Genomic DNA, 18236 nt, shown 5'->3' on the forward strand with positions numbered 1-18236 from the left:
TAAATTAAAATAATAATATTTTTATAGTTTTTATATTTTTCAAAATGAGAGGGGATTTTATAATGAGCAACTTATCAGAAATTTTTGGTTCAAATGTATTCAATGACTCAGTCATGAAGGAACGTCTTCCTAAAACTACATATAAAGCTTATAAAAAAGCAATAGAGAAAGGGCTTGCTCTTGATTTAGCTTCTGCAGATGTAATAGCTTCTGCAATGAAAGATTGGGCTGTTGAAAAAGGTGCTACTCACTTCACTCACTGGTTTGAGCCATTAACTGGTATTACAGCAGAAAAACATGACGCTTTCATATCTCCAACTGCAGATGGAAAAGTTATATTAGAGTTTTCTGGTAAAGAATTAATTAAGGGCGAACCAGATGCTTCATCTTTCCCATCAGGTGGAATAAGAGCTACATTTGAGGCAAGAGGTTACACTGCATGGGATATAACATCTCCTGCCTTTGTAAAAGATGGTTCTTTATATATACCAACTGCTTTTGTTTCATATACAGGCGAAGCACTTGATAAAAAGACACCTCTTCTTCGTTCAATGGAAGTTATATCTAAACAAGCTCTTCGTGTTTTAACTGCACTTGGAAATACTACTACTAAAAAAGTTATAACAACTGTAGGTCCTGAACAAGAATATTTCTTAGTTGATAGAGCATTATATAACAAACGTCAAGATCTTGTATATACTGGTAGAACATTGTTTGGTGCAAAATCTCCAAAAGGTCAAGAACTTGATGATCATTATTTTGGAACAATAAAGGAAAGAGTTTCTTCTTACATGAAAGAACTTGACGAAGAACTTTGGAAACTTGGAATTCCAGCTAAAACTAAGCATAATGAAGTTGCTCCTGCACAACATGAATTAGCTCCAATATTTGGAACAACAAATATTGCAACTGATAACAATCAAGTTACTATGGATCTTATGAAAAAAATTGCATTAAGACATGATTTAGTTTGCCTACTTCATGAAAAACCATTTGCAGGTATAAATGGATCAGGTAAACATAACAACTGGTCAATTAGTACTGATGATGGTCAAAATCTTCTTGAGCCAGGTACAACACCACACGAAAATACGCAATTTTTAATATTCTTAACTTCAATTATAAAAGCTGTTGATAAGTATTCAGATTTATTAAGATTATCAGCTGCAAATCCTGGTAATGATCATCGTTTAGGTGCTAATGAAGCTCCTCCAGCAATTATATCTATATTCTTAGGTGACCAATTAGAAGATATAATTGAACAACTTGAAAAAGGTACTGCTACTACTTCAAAAACAAGTGGAAATTTAGCCCTTGGTGCTCTAACACTTCCAGTACTTTTAAAAGATGCAACTGATAGAAACAGAACATCACCATTTGCATTTACAGGAAATAAATTTGAATTCAGAATGGTACCATCTTCAGGAAATATTTCTGATGCTAATGTTGTATTAAACACAGCTACTGCTGAGGCTCTTTCTGAAGTAGCAGATAGATTAGAAAAGGCATCTGATAAAAATGCTGAGATTAAAGCTATTCTCACTGAAACTGTTAAAGAACACAAAAAGGTTATATTCAACGGAAATGGTTATTCAGATGAATGGATTACTGAAGCTGAAAAAAGAGGTCTTCCAAATGTAAAAACTACTGTTGAAGCCGCAAAAGCTTTAATTGCTGATAAAAACATAGCTTTAATGGAGAAATATAATGTATTAGATACAACTGAAATGCATGCACGTTATGAAGTTACTCTTGAAAATTATTCAACAACTATAAATATAGAAGCTGAAACAGCACTTTTAATAGCAAAACGTCAGATTTTACCTTCTGTTATTAAATTTGAAACTAGCTTGGCTGGATCAGTAGCTGCTGTAAAAGCTGCTGGTATAGGTGCTGAAGTACAGACAGAATTGCTTTCTGAAGTAGCAGGGTTAGCTACTTCATTAAAGAAAAATATTGCTTCATTAGAAACTTCATTAGAGAAAGCTCAAAGTTTATCTGGAGATTCTTATGATACTGCTCACTTCTATAAATTCGACGTATTTGAAAAAATGGGTGAATTAAGAGAAGTTGCTGATAAGCTTGAAACTTTAGTAGATAGAGAATTCTGGCCATTACCATCTTATGGTGAATTATTATTCGGTGTATAATTAAATAAAAAAGGGCTCCTCATAAATAAATATGAGGAGCCCTTTTTTTATTTTATGTACTTCTTTTATCTCTACATGAATATATTCTAATAAACAATGGAAAATTTAATTGTTTGAGGATCTGATACAGAGAGGAGAATTAATATGTCCCTAATTAATAATACCAGCTCTACATATGAATCCTATATAGAATATAAAAAAAGCTGTGAAAGTAGCTTATATAATAATATTCATTTAAATAATTGTAAACACCAATTACTTATTGAAGAATGTGATTTAGAGTCTATATATAATATCAATAGCTCCTTTAGATATTTTAACTTTACCAAATTGATTCCTATATATAATATTAAAAAGAGTTTAGAAAAGAATATGAGAATCATATTTAATGATATATGCTTAAGCAAAGAAATAGGACATGCTGAAAATAAAGTAATTTCTACTCTAAGTAATCTATATAAAGCTCATTCTGAAGAAACAGATAATCATGTAAAACGTGTAGCTAAATATGCTAAACTATTGTCTCTAAAATACGGTATGTCTAATAGAAGTTCAGATATAATTAAAATTTCTTCTGTTATGCACGATATTGGAAAACTCGCTGTACCAAATTACATATTAAATAAACCATTCAAATTAACTAAAGAAGAATTTGAAATTATAAAAACCCACTCTGAAATTGGATATAACATTTTTAAAAATTCTAATAACATATTATTAAGACTAGGTGCTATCATATCTCTTGAACATCATGAAAGATACGATGGTACTGGATATCCTTATGGTATAAAAGGTGATGAGATTCATATTGCTGGAAGAATTATCGCCATAGCTGATGTATTTGACGCCTTATGCAGTAAAAGAAGCTATAAAGATGCATGGAATATTGATAGTATATTAGATTATTTCAGAGAAAAAAAGGGGACTCACTTTGATCCTTTCTTAACTGATATTCTTATTAAAAATATAGATGAAATAATTAACATAAAAATCACCTTATCAAATCATAAAAATATAAGGTAGTTTTTATTCTATCTACCTTATATTTTTGTAATTAGGCATATGAAAATAAATAGTAAGTCAAAGATGCGACGTATATTTTGAATGTGCCTTATACTATTTAGACATATTCTTAGACTTTTCAGTACATACCTTGATTGCTTCAATTAAAGAGCCTCTAAACTTATTTTTTTCTAATGAATACACAGCCTCAATTGTTGTCCCACCAGGTGAACATACTTCATCTTTAAGTTGTCCAGGATGTTTGCCTGTTTCCAATACCATCTTAGCTGATCCAAGTACTGCCTGTGCAGCCATCTTATATGCTTTTTCTCTAGGTAGTCCTTCAAGTACTGCTCCATCTCCTAGGGCTTCTATAAACATGTATACAAGAGCTGGCGAAGATCCACTTACACTAGTTACTACATCCATCAATCTTTCTTCCACAATCTCGGCTTTACCAAAAGATTTAAATATATTAGCTACCAAATCCATTTCTTCATCTTTAACATTTTTATTTCTACACAAGGATGCCATCCCTTCCCCTACAAGTGCAGGAGTATTTGGCATTGTTCTTATAACTTTTACTTCTTTTCCAAAATACTTTTCTATATCTTTTATGCCTATTCCAGCAGCTATAGATACGATAACTGTACTACTCTTAACTAAATTTTTAATCTTATCAATTACATGTACATACTTATTTGGCTTTACTGAAAGAATTAATATATCAGCGAATTCAGCTACCTTTATATTATCATTACTAGTTATAATATTAAATTTTTCTTTAACTTCTTGCAGTGATGAATTTGATGGATTACTTACCATTATTTTTTGTGGTGAATAAAGCTTTGAGGTTACGATACCTCCAATCATAGCCTTAGCCATATTTCCACAACCTATGAATCCTATATTTTTAGTCATTCTAATGCTTCCTCCTATCAATTGAAAAATCACCTATTGCTGTGATATAATTAACTTAATTATATCATATTTTTTTACAAATTTTGCTTAAGAATTTAAATTATAATATGAGATTTACTATTGATTTTATACAATTTAACTATTAATATTAATATACGCTAATCGAAAGGATGAAGCTTTATTTGCTTTTATAAAGGTATTGAAATGAAAACTAGAGAAGAACATATAGATAACGCTAAGAAAATAGTAGTAAAAGTTGGTACTTCTACACTTACTCACGCGAATGGATTACTAAATTTTGATAGAATAGATAAACTGGCTAGACAACTCTCAGACCTTCATAATCAAGGTAAAGATGTTGTATTAGTAACTTCTGGTGCTATTGGTGTTGGTGCTGCAAAACTCGGCATAAAATCCCGACCTGAAACTATACCTGAAAAGCAAGCAGCTGCTGCAATTGGCCAAGGGATTTTACTCCATATATATGAAAAATTCTTTTCAGAATATGGTCAAATAGTGGCCCAAATCTTACTTACAAAAGACGATATAAATAATAAGACAAGATATAATAATGCTAAAAATACCTTTGATGAGCTTTTAAATCAAGGGGTTATACCTATAGTAAATGAGAATGATGCAATTGCTATCCATGAAATAAAATTTGGAGATAACGATACATTATCAGCTTTAGTTTCAAGTATAATTGATGCTGATCTTCTTATATTACTTTCAGATATTAACGGTTTATATGACTCAGATCCTCGCTCAAATAAAGATGCTAAACTTATATCTCATGTAGATGAAATTACAAAGAAAATTGAAAGTTTTTGCGGTGGTTCTGGTTCAAAACTAGGAACCGGAGGTATGTATACTAAAATAAAAGCTGCAAAAATTGCAGTATCTAATGGAGTATCAATGATAATTGCAAATGGTGCTGATGACAATATAATAAAGGACATAATTTCTAACAAGGAAGTAGGCACTCTTTTCTCCGCAGAAAAACAAACTATATAAAATATGGAGGCTATTAGATGAATATTAACGATTATGTAACTGAAAAAGCTCAAAGTGCTAGTTTGGCCGCACATAAACTTAGTAGTGAAGATACTAACATAAAAAATAATGCCTTAATTGATATGGCTAAAGCTCTTGAAAATAATACAGATAGTATTTTAAAAGCAAATAACATTGATGTAAAAAATGCTAAAAAATTAGGAATGGCTACAACTCTTATAGACAGATTATCTTTAAATGAAAAGAGAATAATTTCTATGGCCGATGGTTTAAGAAATGTAGCTGCTCTACCTGATCCAATAGGTGAAGTTACACATATGTGGAAAAGGCCAAATGATCTTCGTATAGGTAGCGTCCGCGTACCACTTGGTACAATAGGTATAATTTATGAATCAAGACCAAATGTAACAGTTGATGCTGCAGCTCTATGTCTTAAAAGTGGCAATTCTGTTATATTAAGAGGTGGCAGCGAGGCTATTAATTCTAATTTAGAGATATACAGAATAATTAATGATGCTGCAATTAAAGCAGGTCTTCCAAAAGGCTCCATTGAATTTATAGACATAACTGAAAGAGAAGCGGTAACTGTACTCATGAAACTTAACAAGTATGTGGATGTAATTATTCCAAGAGGTGGTGCTGGTTTAATTAACAATGTTGTAAACAACTCAACCGTACCTGTTATTCAAACTGGAGTTGGTAACTGCCATGTCTATGTGCACAGTGATGCTGATTTAAAAATGGCTGAGGATATAATAGTAAATGCTAAAACTCAAAGGCCTTCTGTTTGTAATGCTATGGAAACATTACTTGTAAATAAATCTGTAGCAGAAGAATTTCTACCTAAACTCGGCAATACACTAAAAACTTTAGGTGTTGAATTAAGAGGATGTAAAGAAACTCAAAGGATACTTTCTTACGCAAATCCTGCTTCTGAAGAAGACTATAAAATAGAATTCTTAGATTTAGTTCTAGCGATAAAGGTAGTAGATTCTTTAGATGAAGCTTTAGATCATATCTATAAGTACAGTACAAAGCATTCTGAATCCATAATAACAAACAACTATGAAGTCTCTCAGCGTTTCTTAAAAGAAGTGGATTCAGCTGCAGTTTATGTAAATGCCTCTACAAGGTTCACAGATGGAGGAGAATTTGGATTTGGAGCAGAGATTGGTATAAGTACTCAGAAACTTCACGCAAGAGGTCCTATGGGCTTAAACGAATTAACAACTATAAAATATATAATATATGGTAATGGACAAATAAGAAAATAATCGATGAATAACTAATTTAAAGAATGTACATAGATTTTGCCCAAATTAACCCTATGTACATTTTTTAAGTTCTTTTTATTATATAATTATTTATTATTGCTGTATTCTCTAAAAGTATTTAGTGTTAAACAATACTATCTAACTATCAACATCTTTCATAAATATAATCTAAAATTCTGCTGAACCTGTAGTTCTTGGGAAAGGTATTACATCTCTTATATTAGCCATACCAGTTATATACATTATAATTCTTTCAAATCCTAATCCAAAACCAGCATGCTTTGTTTCTCCATATTTTCTAAGTTCTAAATACCACCAGTAATCCTCTTTATTAAGTCCTAACTCTTTCATTCTCTTTTCAATAACTTCTAATCTCTCTTCTCTTTGACTTCCCCCTATAATTTCTCCAACTCCTGGAACAAGAAGGTCTGCTGCTGCTACAGTTTTATTGTCATCATTCATTCTCATATAAAAAGCCTTTATGTCTTTTGGATAATCTGTTACAAATAGAGGTTTTTTAAATACTTTCTCAGTTAAATATCTCTCATGTTCAGTTTGAAGATCAATTCCCCATTCAACATCGTAATCAAACTTTTCTTTGGATTTTTTTAGTATATCTATTGCTTCAGTATAAGTTATTCTTCCAAAGTCTGAATTTACTACATTTTGTAGCCTATCAAAAAGAGTTTTATCCACAAACTTATTAAAAAATTCCATTTCTTCTGGCGCATTTTTCATAACATAATTTATAACATACTTCACCATTTCCTCTGCAAGTACCATATCATCATGAAGATCTGCAAATGCTATTTCAGGCTCAATCATCCAAAATTCAGCTACATGTCTAGCAGTATATGAATTTTCTGCTCTAAAAGTAGGTCCAAAAGTATATACATTTCTAAAAGCTAGAGCAAAAGTTTCAGCTGAAAGTTGACCACTTACAGTAAGATTGGTTTCTTTTCCAAAGAAATCTTTAGTATAGTCTACTTCTCCATATTCGTCTTTAGGTATATTTTTTAAATCTAAAGTAGTCAACCTAAACATTTCCCCTGCCCCCTCACAATCACTCCCTGTAATTATAGGTGTATTAGCATACACAAATCCTCTGTCTTGAAAAAATTTGTGTATTGCAAAAGCAGCTAATGAACGTACTCTAAATACTGCTGAAAATGTATTACTTCTTGGTCTTAAATGTGCAATTGTTCTTAAATATTCTAATGTATGTCTTTTCTTTTGGAGAGGATAATCAACGCTAGAGTTTCCCTCTATAACAATATGTTTTGCGTGTATTTCAAAAGGCTGTTTTGCTTCTGGAGTTAACGTTACAACCCCAACTATACTTAATGAAGAACTTATAGCAATTTTACATATTTCTTTGAAATTCTTCAAATCATTTTCAAATACAACTTGAACATTTTTAAAAAAGCTTCCATCATTTAGCTCTATAAAACCAAAAGCATTTGATGCTCTTACGGTCCTTACCCATCCAGATAATTTTATTTCTTTTCCCTTATAATCTTCCGTTTGCCTAAAAAGCTTTTTTACAAGCACATTTTCCATCTTTCTTCCTCCTATAAAACTTTTATTTATAAATAAAAGACCTTCCCCTAACAATATCAAGGAGCGAAAGGCTAATTTACATTATTATATTAATTATAACAAAAATAATAACTATATATTAAAATACATAAGTATTTTACTTATTAATATACTACTTTCCAGATATTAATCATAATTATACTTATTTTCATAATAATAATTAATGTAACTTATCTATAGCTATTATTAACATATTTCTAATTTAATAAGCTTATTTACACGAAAATTATAATATTTGATTTAGTATATGTCAACTATTTACCTATATTACCATGTATTTATAACACAAATTGAAATACTAATTTCACTCTATTTTAATTGGCATACTTTGCAATTTATTACAATATGATTAAATTATTCCTAAGGCATATGAAAATAAATAGTAAGTCAAAGATGCGACGGATATTTTGAAGTCTACAAGGAAACGGGTTCTGAGGATAGTGAGCTATCTGAGGGTTCTGTTGACGTAGTAGGATTCAAAATAGACTAGCATACTGACTAGTTATTTATTTGAATATGCCTAAACTACAATTTCAGTCCTTAATTAAATAAATTAGTATCCTTTCAATTTTAGCTTATATTTTAAAATATCATTTTATTCATCGTAACTTATATTCAATGTGTATCATACACTATACTGTGTATTATTAATGATAATGGAGATTGATATAATGTGTGGAATTGCTGGCTTTGTTAATTTCAAAGAAAATATTTTATATAATAAATATATTATTGAAAACATGACAGATACTTTAAAACAAAGGGGACCTGATGAATTAGGCTACTATTTTTCGAAACATACTCTTTTAGGTCATAGGAGATTAGTAGTTGTTGATCCAGCGGGTGGAAAACAACCTATGATTAAAACTATAAACAACAATAAATTTGTATTAGTATATAATGGAGAACTATATAATACGGAAGATGTAAGAAAAACTCTTATAAAAGAAGGTTATGTATTTGATTCCTACTCTGATACAGAAGTACTATTAACTGCTTATATTCATTGGGGATATAAATGTGTAGAGTACATTAATGGAATCTATGCTTTTGGAATTTGGGATGAACGAAACAGAAGCCTATTCTTAGCAAGAGATCCACTTGGCGTTAAACCCTTATTTTATACTATAAAGAACAATTCACTTATATTCGGTTCAGAGATAAAAACATTACTTGCTCATCCAGATGTAAAACCTATATTAGACAAAGACGGTCTAACCGAAATATTTGGTCTTGGACCAGGCCGTGCTACAAATAGTGGTGTCTTTAAAGACATACATGAGTTACCACCAGCATATTGCGCAATATTTACCCCTTATGGATTAAAACTTGAAGAATATTGGAAATTAAAGAGTGAACCCCATAAAGAGAATGCAGAAGAAACAGCTGAACATTTAAAAAGTTTATTATCAGATGCAGTAAAAAGACAGCTTGTTTCAGATGTACCCGTAGGTACTTTTTTATCTGGTGGTTTGGACTCAAGTGCAATTTCTGCTTTTACAGCTGAAGAATTTAAAAAACAAGGTAAAATCTTAGATACTTATTCAATAGACTATGAAGACAACTCAAAATACTTCAAAGCAAATGAATTTCAACCTAACTCTGATAGTGAATGGGCAATAAAGATGCATAAATTTTTAGGTAGTAATCACCATAGCATAGTGAATAGCAATGAAGATTTAGCTGAATCCCTAGTAAATGCAGTAAAAGCTAATGATTTACCTGGAATGGCAGATATAGATTCTTCCTTATATCTTTTCTGTAAAGCTGTAAGAAGGGAGAAGACTGTTACTTTATCTGGAGAATGTGCTGACGAAATATTTGGTGGATATCCTTGGTACAGACGACCAGAAGATATAAATGCTAATACCTTTCCATGGTCAAAATCCGTAGGTGAAAGAACTAAAATATTAAGTGGAGACCTAAAAAATATTGATCTTGATAGTTTTGTAAAAGGTCATTATGAAAATACTTTAAAGCAAGTTCCTACGCTTGATGGAGAAAATAAGTATGAGCATAGAATGAGAGAGCTATTTTATCTAAATATGAAGTGGTTTATGATTACCTTACTGACAAGAAATGATCGTATGAGTATGGCAAATAATTTAGAGGTAAGAATACCTTTTGCAGATTATAGATTAGTACAATATGCTTTTAATATTCCCTCAGAAATACGTTTTTATGGAAATAGAGAAAAAGGTATACTAAGAAAGGCCATGGAAGGAATTCTTCCTAATGATATTATTTATAGAAAAAAGAGCCCTTATCCTAAAACTCATAATCCTAAGTATACTAAAATAGTACAAAAATGGCTCAATAATATTTTAGATGACCCTAATTCACCTATACTTCAATTAATTGATGTATCTGTAGTAAGAGAAATTGCTGCCACCGGAGGTAATTCTTATACTAAACCATGGTATGGTCAACTTATGACAGGTCCTCAACTCATAGCTTATCTTATTCAAGTAGATACTTGGTTAAAATTATATAATGTAGATATACAAATTTAAATTAAAAGCTGGTAGCAAATTGCTATCAGCTTTTAATCATCTATTCTTCAACTTCTTCAAATTGATCTTTACCAACTCCACACAAAGGACATACCCAATCTTCAGGAATATCTTGAAACGCTGTTCCAGGATTTACTCCATTATCTGGATCTCCATCTTCTGGATTGTAAATATAACCACACACTGTACAAGTATACTTCTTCATAAAAATCCCTCCAAATATCTTAGTAAAATTTTTAATGTACCTTATTTTATATTACAATAACTAAATATATATTTCTACCTTCTTTCAGTTAAAAATATACTTATTTAAAAAATATTTAAATTTAGTGAAAATAACTTATTTTCGCTAAATTTAACTCATATTCAGTAAGTAATCTGTATAGGTATTAATAAATTATAGGTTAGCATCTCCTTCATGCCAGTCTAATGCACACATGCCCCCACTTTGAAGTGCTTTTAATACACGAAGTGTCTCATCAACACTTCTTCCCACATTAAGATCATGGACAACAGAATATTTAACTGTACCTTCAGGATCAATTATAAATAATCCTCTTAAAGAAATACCTTCTTCTTTTATTTGTACTCCATATTTTTCACTTACCTCAGTAGTCTTATCAGAGGCTATAGGAAAATCTATCTTACCAAGTCCACCTTCATTAGCTTTTTGATTAATCCAAGCTTCATGTGAATACTGACTATCACAACTTACTGCTAGTAACTCTGCTTTTAGATCTCTAAATTCTTCAGCTCTCCTACTAAAACCTGTTATTTCTGTTGGACAAACAAATGTGAAATCTAATGGGTAAAAAAACATCACTAACCATTTTCCCTTATAATCTCCTAATTTAATTTCAGTAAACCCACTTGCGTCACCTTTAACGGCATTCATTGTAAACTCTGGTGCTGATTTTCCTACTAGTCTCTCCATAAAACTCTCCTCCTTTTGTTTATTCTATAGATATATAAATTAAACCTATACTGTAGTTTTATTTAATATTAGTTTATCTATTTTACCTTTATCAAATCCAATTATAATCTCTCCATCTATATTAATAACTGGTACTCCAGATTGGTTAGATAAACTACGCATTTCTTCCCTTTCTTTCATATCATCAGCCACATTTACATCAATAAAATCTATTTTTTTTGATTTTAAATATTCCTTTGTTTTTTTGCACCATGGACATGTTGGTGTTGAATATATTTTAATCATCTTATTTACCTCCTATATATTTTTCAACCATTAACGCGGCAATAGTACCGTCACTAACTGCTGTAGTAAGCTGTCTTATATTTTTTGATCTTACATCACCTGCGGCAAAAATGCCTTTTATATTGGTTTCCATATTTTCATCAGTCTCTATATATCCCCATTTATTTATATCAATAAAATTCTTAAACATATCTGTTTTAGGCTCATAACCAATATATACAAATACTCCATCTGCCTTTATATCACTCTTTTCTTTATTACTTATATCTTCAATTACTATCTTTTCGATTTTGTCTTCTCCAACAATATTTCTTATTTCACTATTCCATATTATTTTTATATTATTATGCTTAAATAATTCATCCTGTGAATATTTTTCTGCTTGAAGATAATCAAATTGATGTACTATCGTAATATTTTTTGCATATTTTGTTAAAAATATAGCTGCTTCAACGGCAGAATTACCACCACCTACAACTACAATATCTTTATCTTGATATAGCGCTCCATCACAAAGTTCACAATAATGAATAACTTTTCCATGTAGCTTTTCTTCCTCAGGTATAGGTAATCTCCTGCTTTTAGCTCCTGTGGCTATTATTACTGATTTAGTTTTATATATAACATCTTCTGTCTCTATTATTTTTTCATCATTGGTTAATTTAATATTTTGTATATTACCAAATTCATTTATATTGGTTCCAACTTTTAAAGCATGATTTTGCATCTTATCTGCTAAATCTGCTCCGGTTATAGTATCAAATCCAGGAAAATTCTCTACTGTATAAGTTTCTCTTATCTGACCTCCCACAAGCTCATTTTCTAAAACTATAGTGTTAAGTTTAGCTCTTACTGCATATATTGCTGCTGTAAGTCCAGCTGGACCTGCTCCGATTATAACTAAATCTAATTGCTTTTCTTCTTTCATGTAATAATCACCACCATATATTTATAATAAGAAGAATTTTTTCTATAATAATAATATGCCAATTTATTTAATTTATATTAATATAAAATATATATTAATCACAAGTTTTGAATAATAATTATCGTTTAGTATTTATTACTTATTAGTATTTATTTTCTTTATATGGTTATTATAATATAACATAAACAAATATGCAACATACCATAACATTCTTTTTTTACAAAATTATTAATGTTTTTAGTGCCAATAATTAATATTAATACATTTATCGCCTATATATAAATTCCATATTTTAAGTTTACAACAAAATGCAAGTATTTTACAATCATATAAATATAATTAACAATATCTTAAACAAATATTATTTATTATATTAAATTTATCTTATTACTTTTTTACACATATCTTTTTAATATGAATATATTATTATCGTAAGTTAAAATTAAGAGGTGAAAAAAATGTATGAAAATTTCTTTCCTTGTATAAATCCTGAAATGATGAGATATACAGAACAAATTCCATACAATGATATATATAATAATGTAAATGATGATGATAATAAAAATATTACTACTGTAAACAATGATGATAATAAAAATGTTACTAATAAAATTAAAAACAACGCTATAGACAACTCCTCAGGTTGTGGTTCAAATCCTTTAGGCTTAGAACTTGCTAGAGCATACATGCCCATCCAACCTTATGTTGGTATATTACCTCTACAGGAAGGCTTAAAAACAGGTAGTATATTCCCTAATATAAATCTTAAATATCCTAGGTTATAGAATTGGAGGAATTAAAATGGCAAAATCATTAAAAGATTTATCTCGTGAAGAGTTAATTAATAGTATTCATGAACTTAAATTTGCTGCTTTAGATCTAAATTTATATTTAGATACACATCCTGATTGCAGAACTGCACTAACTGATTATAATAATATAACTAGTGATCTAAAGGTAGTAATAAGTACCTATGAAAGTAAATATGGCCCATTAACCAACTTTGGAGGTGCCGAAAGCAAATATCCATGGGCATGGACTGAAGAACCTTGGCCTTGGGAGAGTGGGGAATAGAATAGAATTGGAGGATAATAAATTATGTGGAATTATTCAAAAAATTTACAACACAAAGTAAAAATAAAAAATAAAGATATAAGAATGGCTAAATTTTTAGTAACCCAGTATGGTGGTCCTGATGGAGAATTAGGAGCAGCATTGAGATATTTAAATCAACGTTATACTATGCCAACAGGTAAAACTAAAGGTCTTCTAACAGATATAGGTACAGAAGAGCTAGCTCATGTGGAAATGATTTGTGCTATGGTTTACCAACTTACTAAAGATGCGACACCTAAAGAAATGGAGGCTGCCGGTCTAGGTGGAAATTATGCTCAACACGGTAATGGTTTATTCCCAACAGATGCAAATGGCGTTCCTTTCACAGTAACCTATTTTGCTAATTCAGATAAAGCCGTAACAGATCTACATGAAGATATGGCAGCTGAGCAAAAAGCTAAAGCAACTTATGAACATCTTATAGATCTAACAGATGACCATGATGTAAAAGATGTGTTGAAGTTCTTATGGGCTAGAGAAATTATACATTATCAGCGTTTTGGTGAGGCTCTAGAAAGTGTATATGATTTAGGTAAAAGTAAAAAGTATTTTTAGCTTTCACATATATAATTTATACAAAAGTTTTAAAAATTAGTATACTTAAAAAATCTTAAAAATTAATATGAAGATTTTTGAAATCAGTTTTAATAGATACTAATAAAAATCTAATAATTATATCCTAAAATATTTAAAAATAATTCTTTAAAAACTACTGATAAAATATATTAAAGATAAAAACTGCCTTATTTAGGCAGTTTTTATCTTTTTAACTAACTTCTTCAGAATTATCACTAAACTGACTATTATACAAATCTGCATAAAAACCATCTTTAGCAATTAACTCATCATGATTTCCCTGCTCAATAATGCTTCCATTATTCATAACAAGTATCAAATCTGCATCACGTATTGTAGATAGTCTATGTGCAATGACAAAACTTGTTCTCCCCTGCATAAGGTTTCCCATTGCTTTTTGTATAAATACCTCAGTCCTTGTATCAACACTGCTTGTAGCCTCATCAAGAATAAGTATCCTTGGATTGGCAAGTATAGCCCTTGCAATAGTTAACAGTTGTTTCTGTCCCTGAGAAATATTTGATGCTTCCTCATTGAGGATTGTATCATACCCTTCTGGAAGTGTTCTTATAAAATGGTCTGCATGAGCAGCTTTTGCTGCTGTAACAATTTCCTCTTCCGTACATCCTTCTCTTCCATAGGCAATATTATCTCTTATGGTTCCATTAAATACCCAGGTATCTTGAAGTACCATTCCAAATAATCCATGCAGGGTTTCACGAGTCATCTCCCTAGTATCAACACCATCAATAGTAATTTTCCCAGCATTTATTTCATAGAAACGCATAAGCAAATTTACAAGAGTAGTCTTTCCAGCTCCTGTTGGCCCAACTATTGCAACAGTTTGTCCCGGTTTAGCTGTTACATTCATATCTTCAATAAGTGTAACTCCCTGTTTATAACCAAATTTAACATCTTTAAATTCAACTTCACCCTTAGGCAATTCTATAACCTTAGCTTCTGGTGAATCAGGGATTTCATCTATCTCATCCAACAATTCGAATACACGTTCAGCTGAAGCAATTGTTGATTGAACAACATTTACTATGTTAGCAGTTTGAACTATTGGCATTGTAAATTGTCTTGTATATTGAATAAAAGCTTGAATATCTCCAATTTCAATTTTCTTTTTAGCTACATAAATGCCTCCCACAACACAGACTACCACATAACCCACATTGTTGATAAAATTCATTATAGGCATTACTACACCTGATATAAATTGTGCTTTCCAGCCTACATCATATAATCTAGTATTTATTCCATCAAACTTTTCTATAGATTCCTTTTCTCTACCGAAAGCTTTGACAATCTTATGTCCAGTATACATTTCCTCAACGTGACCATTTAATTCACCAATGTCCTTTTGCTGGCCTGCAAAGTACTGCTGTGACTTTTTTGCAAGTCCACTAGTTGCAATTGCACATAATGGCAATGTTACAACTGCTACAAGTGTCAATATAGGACTGATAGTAAGCATCATTATTAAAACACCTATAATAGTAACAACTGATGTAACAAGTTGAGTTAAACTTTGTTGAAGTGTAGTAGATATATTATCCATATCATTTGTGACACGGCTTAATATTTCTCCATTAGTACGTGAATCATAGAATTTAATTGGTAATTTATTAAGTTTATCACTTAAATCTTCACGCATTTTGTACACGACATTTTGTCCTATACCCGCCATAATATATTGTTGTACAAATGAAAACAAAGAACTTATAATATACAATCCTATTAGCAGCAATATTACATGTCCAATATAAGTAAAGTCTACTTTACCACCGGTTTCACTTATAACTTTAGCTATTCCTGCTTTAATTCCTGCAAGTCCCTTTAGAACATCAGGGGTAGCAGTAACTTTATTTCCTGCCAATTTTTCAAGTGCAGTTTGCTCAGTCATTAGTTTAGTTAAAGCAAGCTTTCCATAAATACCTTCAAATAACTTTGTAGTTGCTTTTCCCAAAATCTTAGGACTTATTATATTAAAAATAGTACTTAATATAGCAAATATAAACACAATTATAAATTTAACAGAATGGGGTTTAAAATATAACAAAAGCCTTTTCAATGTTCCCTTAGCATCTTTTGCCTTCTGAACTGGTGCTCCAAATCCACCCATAGGACCGCCCTTTTGAGCTCCATCATTTTGTCTTTTATTATTTTCACTCATGCCAATTCCTCCTCTGACAACTGTGAGTAGACAATTTCATGATATACATCACAGGTATTTAAAAGTTCTTTATGATTGCCAATTCCCTCAATCTTACCTTCATCTAAAACTATTATTCTATCTGCATCCATTACTGTACTAACTCTCTGAGCTACAATAATAACTGTAGACTCCTTAGTTTCACCTTTAAGAGCAGCCCTAAGCTTTGCATCTGTTTTAAAATCTAAAGCTGAAAAGCTATCATCAAAAACATATATTTCTGGTCTTCTAACTAAAGCACGTGCAATGGAAAGACGCTGTTTTTGACCACCGGAAACATTATTACCGCCTTGTGCTATAACAGAATCAAAGCCTTCCTTCATATTTGATATAAAATCAGACGCCTGGGCAACCTCTGCCGCCTTTTCAATTTCTTCAGTGCTGGCATCACTTTTACCATATTTTATATTATCATTTATAGAACCGGTAAATAATACTGCTTTTTGTGGAACAAAGCCAATCTTAGCTCTTAACCTTTCCTGTGACATTTCACGTACATCTATACCATCTACCAGTACGCTTCCATTAATTACATCATAAAAACGCGGTATAAGATTAAGCAGCGTAGATTTTCCAGAACCAGTTCCCCCTATAATGGCAGTTACCTCTCCCGGCTCTGCACTAAAGGATATATTGCTTATAGCTGGCTGCTCAGCTCCTGGATAACTAAATGTTACATCTTTAAACTCCACATATCCTCTTTTATTTACTTCAGCATCTTTAGTTTCTTTTTCATCCACAATTTCTGGTTCCATCTCAAGTACTTCATTTATTCTTACAGCAGAAGCTTCTGCACGTGGAATCATAACAAACATAATCGCCATCATAAGGAATGAAAACATAATCTGCATCGCATATTGTATAAATGCCATCATATCTCCAACCTGCATATGTCCACTATCAATCCTAAGACCTCCAAACCATACAACTGCTATTTGTGTAGCACTAAGAGTGAACATCATAATTGGCATTAATCCTGCCATGATTCTATTAACTGTAAGTCCTGTATCTCTTATATCTATATTTGCTTCATTGAACCTTTTCTTTTCACTATTGATTCTATTAAAAGCACGAATTACTCTGATTCCAGTCAATCCTTCACGAGTAACAAGATTTAATTTATCAAGCTTTTGCTGCATAATTCTGAAATATGGCAATCCCTTAAGTAAAAATACTACTATAACAGCCAATAAAAAAGGAATTACAATTGCAAAAAGAATTGAAAGCTTAGCATCCTTATGAACTGCCATAATAATACCGCCTATTCCCATAAGTGGTGCACTAATCATCATACGCATTATCATTACAAGCACTTGCTGAACCTGGGTAATATCATTTGTAGTTCTTGTTATCATGGATGCTGTTCCCACTTTATCAAATTCATGTAATGAAAACTTTTCTGCTTTCTTAAATAGTATATCTCTTAAATTTCTACCTAATCCTACAGCAATCTTTGAACCTATAAGATTGGCCACAATCACACAGACAGCATCTCCTGCTGCCACAAGAATCATAATCTTACCTATGTTCATTATGTAATTTGTATCATTTTTAACTACACCATTATTTATAATATCTGACATTAATGTTGGTAAATATAACTCTGCTAAAGATTGAACAAAAAATAATACTATTACAACAATTAATGATATAGCAAAAGGTTTTAAATATTTTAATAATTTCAGCATGTATCGCCATCTCCATTC

16 protein-coding genes are annotated in these 18236 nt (G+C 30.9%); 8 read left to right on the plus strand and 8 right to left on the minus strand.

The window, feature by feature from the left end:
- The first annotated feature begins 62 nt into the window (after positions 1 to 62).
- Together RH99_RS00005 and RH99_RS00010 are read left to right on the plus strand one after the other, a co-directional pair.
- A complete protein-coding gene (locus RH99_RS00005) occupies positions 63 to 2150 on the plus strand; it encodes a glutamine synthetase III family protein (RefSeq protein WP_010232814.1) in 2088 nt (695 codons plus the stop codon).
- A gap of 144 nt (positions 2151 to 2294) precedes the next feature.
- On the plus strand, positions 2295 to 3173 hold the full coding sequence (locus tag RH99_RS00010) for an HD-GYP domain-containing protein (RefSeq protein WP_010232817.1): 879 nt from the start codon (positions 2295 to 2297) through the stop codon (positions 3171 to 3173).
- 93 nt (positions 3174 to 3266) lie between these two features.
- Here the strand turns inward: RH99_RS00010 and proC are convergent, their stop codons facing one another.
- On the minus strand, positions 3267 to 4073 hold the full coding sequence (gene proC / locus RH99_RS00015) for a pyrroline-5-carboxylate reductase (protein ID WP_010232819.1): 807 nt from the start codon (positions 4071 to 4073) through the stop codon (positions 3267 to 3269).
- A gap of 204 nt (positions 4074 to 4277) precedes the next feature.
- Between proC and proB the strand changes: the two genes are divergently transcribed.
- Positions 4278 to 5087: a glutamate 5-kinase gene (gene proB / locus RH99_RS00020; RefSeq protein ID WP_010232821.1), complete on the plus strand. Its 810-nt coding sequence runs from the start codon at positions 4278 to 4280 to the stop codon at positions 5085 to 5087.
- A 17-nt stretch (positions 5088 to 5104) separates the two neighbouring features.
- Positions 5105 to 6361 (plus strand): glutamate-5-semialdehyde dehydrogenase, encoded by a 1257-nt coding sequence (locus RH99_RS00025; RefSeq protein ID WP_010232822.1) that lies wholly within the window; start codon positions 5105 to 5107, stop codon positions 6359 to 6361.
- A gap of 168 nt (positions 6362 to 6529) precedes the next feature.
- Here RH99_RS00025 and asnS read toward each other — a convergent pair whose 3' ends face one another.
- Complete coding sequence (gene asnS / locus RH99_RS00030) at positions 6530 to 7921, minus strand: asparagine--tRNA ligase (protein ID WP_010232823.1); 1392 nt, start codon at positions 7919 to 7921, stop codon at positions 6530 to 6532.
- Between the two features lie 710 nt (positions 7922 to 8631).
- On the opposite strand from asnS, the gene asnB reads away from it, so the two are divergent.
- Complete coding sequence (gene asnB / locus RH99_RS00035) at positions 8632 to 10473, plus strand: asparagine synthase (glutamine-hydrolyzing) (RefSeq protein ID WP_010232824.1); 1842 nt, start codon at positions 8632 to 8634, stop codon at positions 10471 to 10473.
- A gap of 40 nt (positions 10474 to 10513) precedes the next feature.
- Here asnB and rd read toward each other — a convergent pair whose 3' ends face one another.
- The 4 genes from rd to trxB all read right to left on the minus strand — a co-directional run bounded on the left by rd (position 10514) and on the right by trxB (position 12620).
- Positions 10514 to 10678, minus strand: coding sequence for a rubredoxin (rd, locus tag RH99_RS00040; protein ID WP_010232825.1), 165 nt, complete (start codon positions 10676 to 10678; stop codon positions 10514 to 10516).
- Positions 10679 to 10870: 192 nt separating this feature from the next.
- Positions 10871 to 11407, minus strand: coding sequence for a peroxiredoxin (locus tag RH99_RS00045; protein WP_010232826.1), 537 nt, complete (start codon positions 11405 to 11407; stop codon positions 10871 to 10873).
- Between the two features lie 45 nt (positions 11408 to 11452).
- Positions 11453 to 11692: a glutaredoxin domain-containing protein gene (locus RH99_RS00050; RefSeq protein WP_010232827.1), complete on the minus strand. Its 240-nt coding sequence runs from the start codon at positions 11690 to 11692 to the stop codon at positions 11453 to 11455.
- A gap of 1 nt (position 11693) precedes the next feature.
- Positions 11694 to 12620 (minus strand): thioredoxin-disulfide reductase, encoded by a 927-nt coding sequence (gene trxB, locus RH99_RS00055; RefSeq protein ID WP_010232829.1) that lies wholly within the window; start codon positions 12618 to 12620, stop codon positions 11694 to 11696.
- Positions 12621 to 13078: 458 nt separating this feature from the next.
- Between trxB and RH99_RS00060 the strand changes: the two genes are divergently transcribed.
- Genes RH99_RS00060 through RH99_RS00070 form a run of 3 tightly spaced genes read left to right on the plus strand, consistent with a single transcriptional unit; the run spans position 13079 to position 14291 of the window.
- Positions 13079 to 13405, plus strand: coding sequence for a spore coat associated protein CotJA (locus RH99_RS00060; protein ID WP_010232831.1), 327 nt, complete (start codon positions 13079 to 13081; stop codon positions 13403 to 13405).
- 16 nt (positions 13406 to 13421) lie between these two features.
- Positions 13422 to 13694 carry a spore coat protein CotJB gene (locus RH99_RS00065; protein WP_010232832.1) on the plus strand — a complete coding sequence of 91 codons (273 nt, stop codon included), beginning with the start codon at positions 13422 to 13424 and terminating at the stop codon, positions 13692 to 13694.
- 24 nt (positions 13695 to 13718) lie between these two features.
- Positions 13719 to 14291, plus strand: a complete 573-nt coding sequence (locus RH99_RS00070; protein ID WP_010232834.1) for a manganese catalase family protein — start codon at positions 13719 to 13721, stop codon at positions 14289 to 14291.
- A gap of 211 nt (positions 14292 to 14502) precedes the next feature.
- Here the strand turns inward: RH99_RS00070 and RH99_RS00075 are convergent, their stop codons facing one another.
- Both RH99_RS00075 and RH99_RS00080 read right to left on the minus strand, forming a co-directional pair.
- Positions 14503 to 16491 carry an ABC transporter ATP-binding protein gene (locus tag RH99_RS00075; protein WP_010232837.1) on the minus strand — a complete coding sequence of 663 codons (1989 nt, stop codon included), beginning with the start codon at positions 16489 to 16491 and terminating at the stop codon, positions 14503 to 14505.
- Entirely contained in the window at positions 16488 to 18218 is a 1731-nt protein-coding gene (locus tag RH99_RS00080) for an ABC transporter ATP-binding protein (RefSeq protein ID WP_010232839.1), read from the minus strand. The genes RH99_RS00075 and RH99_RS00080 overlap by 4 nt, the downstream gene beginning before the upstream one ends.
- Positions 18219 to 18236: the final 18 nt, after the last annotated feature.

It is taken from the genome of Clostridium arbusti SL206, from assembly GCF_000246895.1.
Taxonomy (GTDB): Bacteria; Bacillota; Clostridia; order Clostridiales; family Clostridiaceae; genus Clostridium_I; species Clostridium_I arbusti.

Excerpts from the sequence above, each read along its gene's own strand:
- proB (WP_010232821.1), top strand. The coding sequence starts at position 4,278 with ATGAAAACTAGAGAAGAACATATAGATAACGCTAAGAAAATAGTAGTA.
- proC (WP_010232819.1), bottom strand. The coding sequence starts at position 4,073 with ATGACTAAAAATATAGGATTCATAGGTTGTGGAAATATGGCTAAGGCT.
- RH99_RS00050 (WP_010232827.1), bottom strand. The coding sequence starts at position 11,692 with ATGATTAAAATATATTCAACACCAACATGTCCATGGTGCAAAAAAACA.
- RH99_RS00070 (WP_010232834.1), top strand. The coding sequence starts at position 13,719 with ATGTGGAATTATTCAAAAAATTTACAACACAAAGTAAAAATAAAAAAT.
- RH99_RS00010 (WP_010232817.1), top strand. The coding sequence starts at position 2,295 with ATGTCCCTAATTAATAATACCAGCTCTACATATGAATCCTATATAGAA.
- RH99_RS00060 (WP_010232831.1), top strand. The coding sequence starts at position 13,079 with ATGTATGAAAATTTCTTTCCTTGTATAAATCCTGAAATGATGAGATAT.
- RH99_RS00005 (WP_010232814.1), top strand. The coding sequence starts at position 63 with ATGAGCAACTTATCAGAAATTTTTGGTTCAAATGTATTCAATGACTCA.
- rd (WP_010232825.1), bottom strand. The coding sequence starts at position 10,678 with ATGAAGAAGTATACTTGTACAGTGTGTGGTTATATTTACAATCCAGAA.
- asnS (WP_010232823.1), bottom strand. The coding sequence starts at position 7,921 with ATGGAAAATGTGCTTGTAAAAAAGCTTTTTAGGCAAACGGAAGATTAT.
- RH99_RS00080 (WP_010232839.1), bottom strand. The coding sequence starts at position 18,218 with ATGCTGAAATTATTAAAATATTTAAAACCTTTTGCTATATCATTAATT.
- RH99_RS00075 (WP_010232837.1), bottom strand. The coding sequence starts at position 16,491 with ATGAGTGAAAATAATAAAAGACAAAATGATGGAGCTCAAAAGGGCGGT.
- RH99_RS00065 (WP_010232832.1), top strand. The coding sequence starts at position 13,422 with ATGGCAAAATCATTAAAAGATTTATCTCGTGAAGAGTTAATTAATAGT.
- asnB (WP_010232824.1), top strand. The coding sequence starts at position 8,632 with ATGTGTGGAATTGCTGGCTTTGTTAATTTCAAAGAAAATATTTTATAT.
- trxB (WP_010232829.1), bottom strand. The coding sequence starts at position 12,620 with ATGAAAGAAGAAAAGCAATTAGATTTAGTTATAATCGGAGCAGGTCCA.
- RH99_RS00045 (WP_010232826.1), bottom strand. The coding sequence starts at position 11,407 with ATGGAGAGACTAGTAGGAAAATCAGCACCAGAGTTTACAATGAATGCC.
- RH99_RS00025 (WP_010232822.1), top strand. The coding sequence starts at position 5,105 with ATGAATATTAACGATTATGTAACTGAAAAAGCTCAAAGTGCTAGTTTG.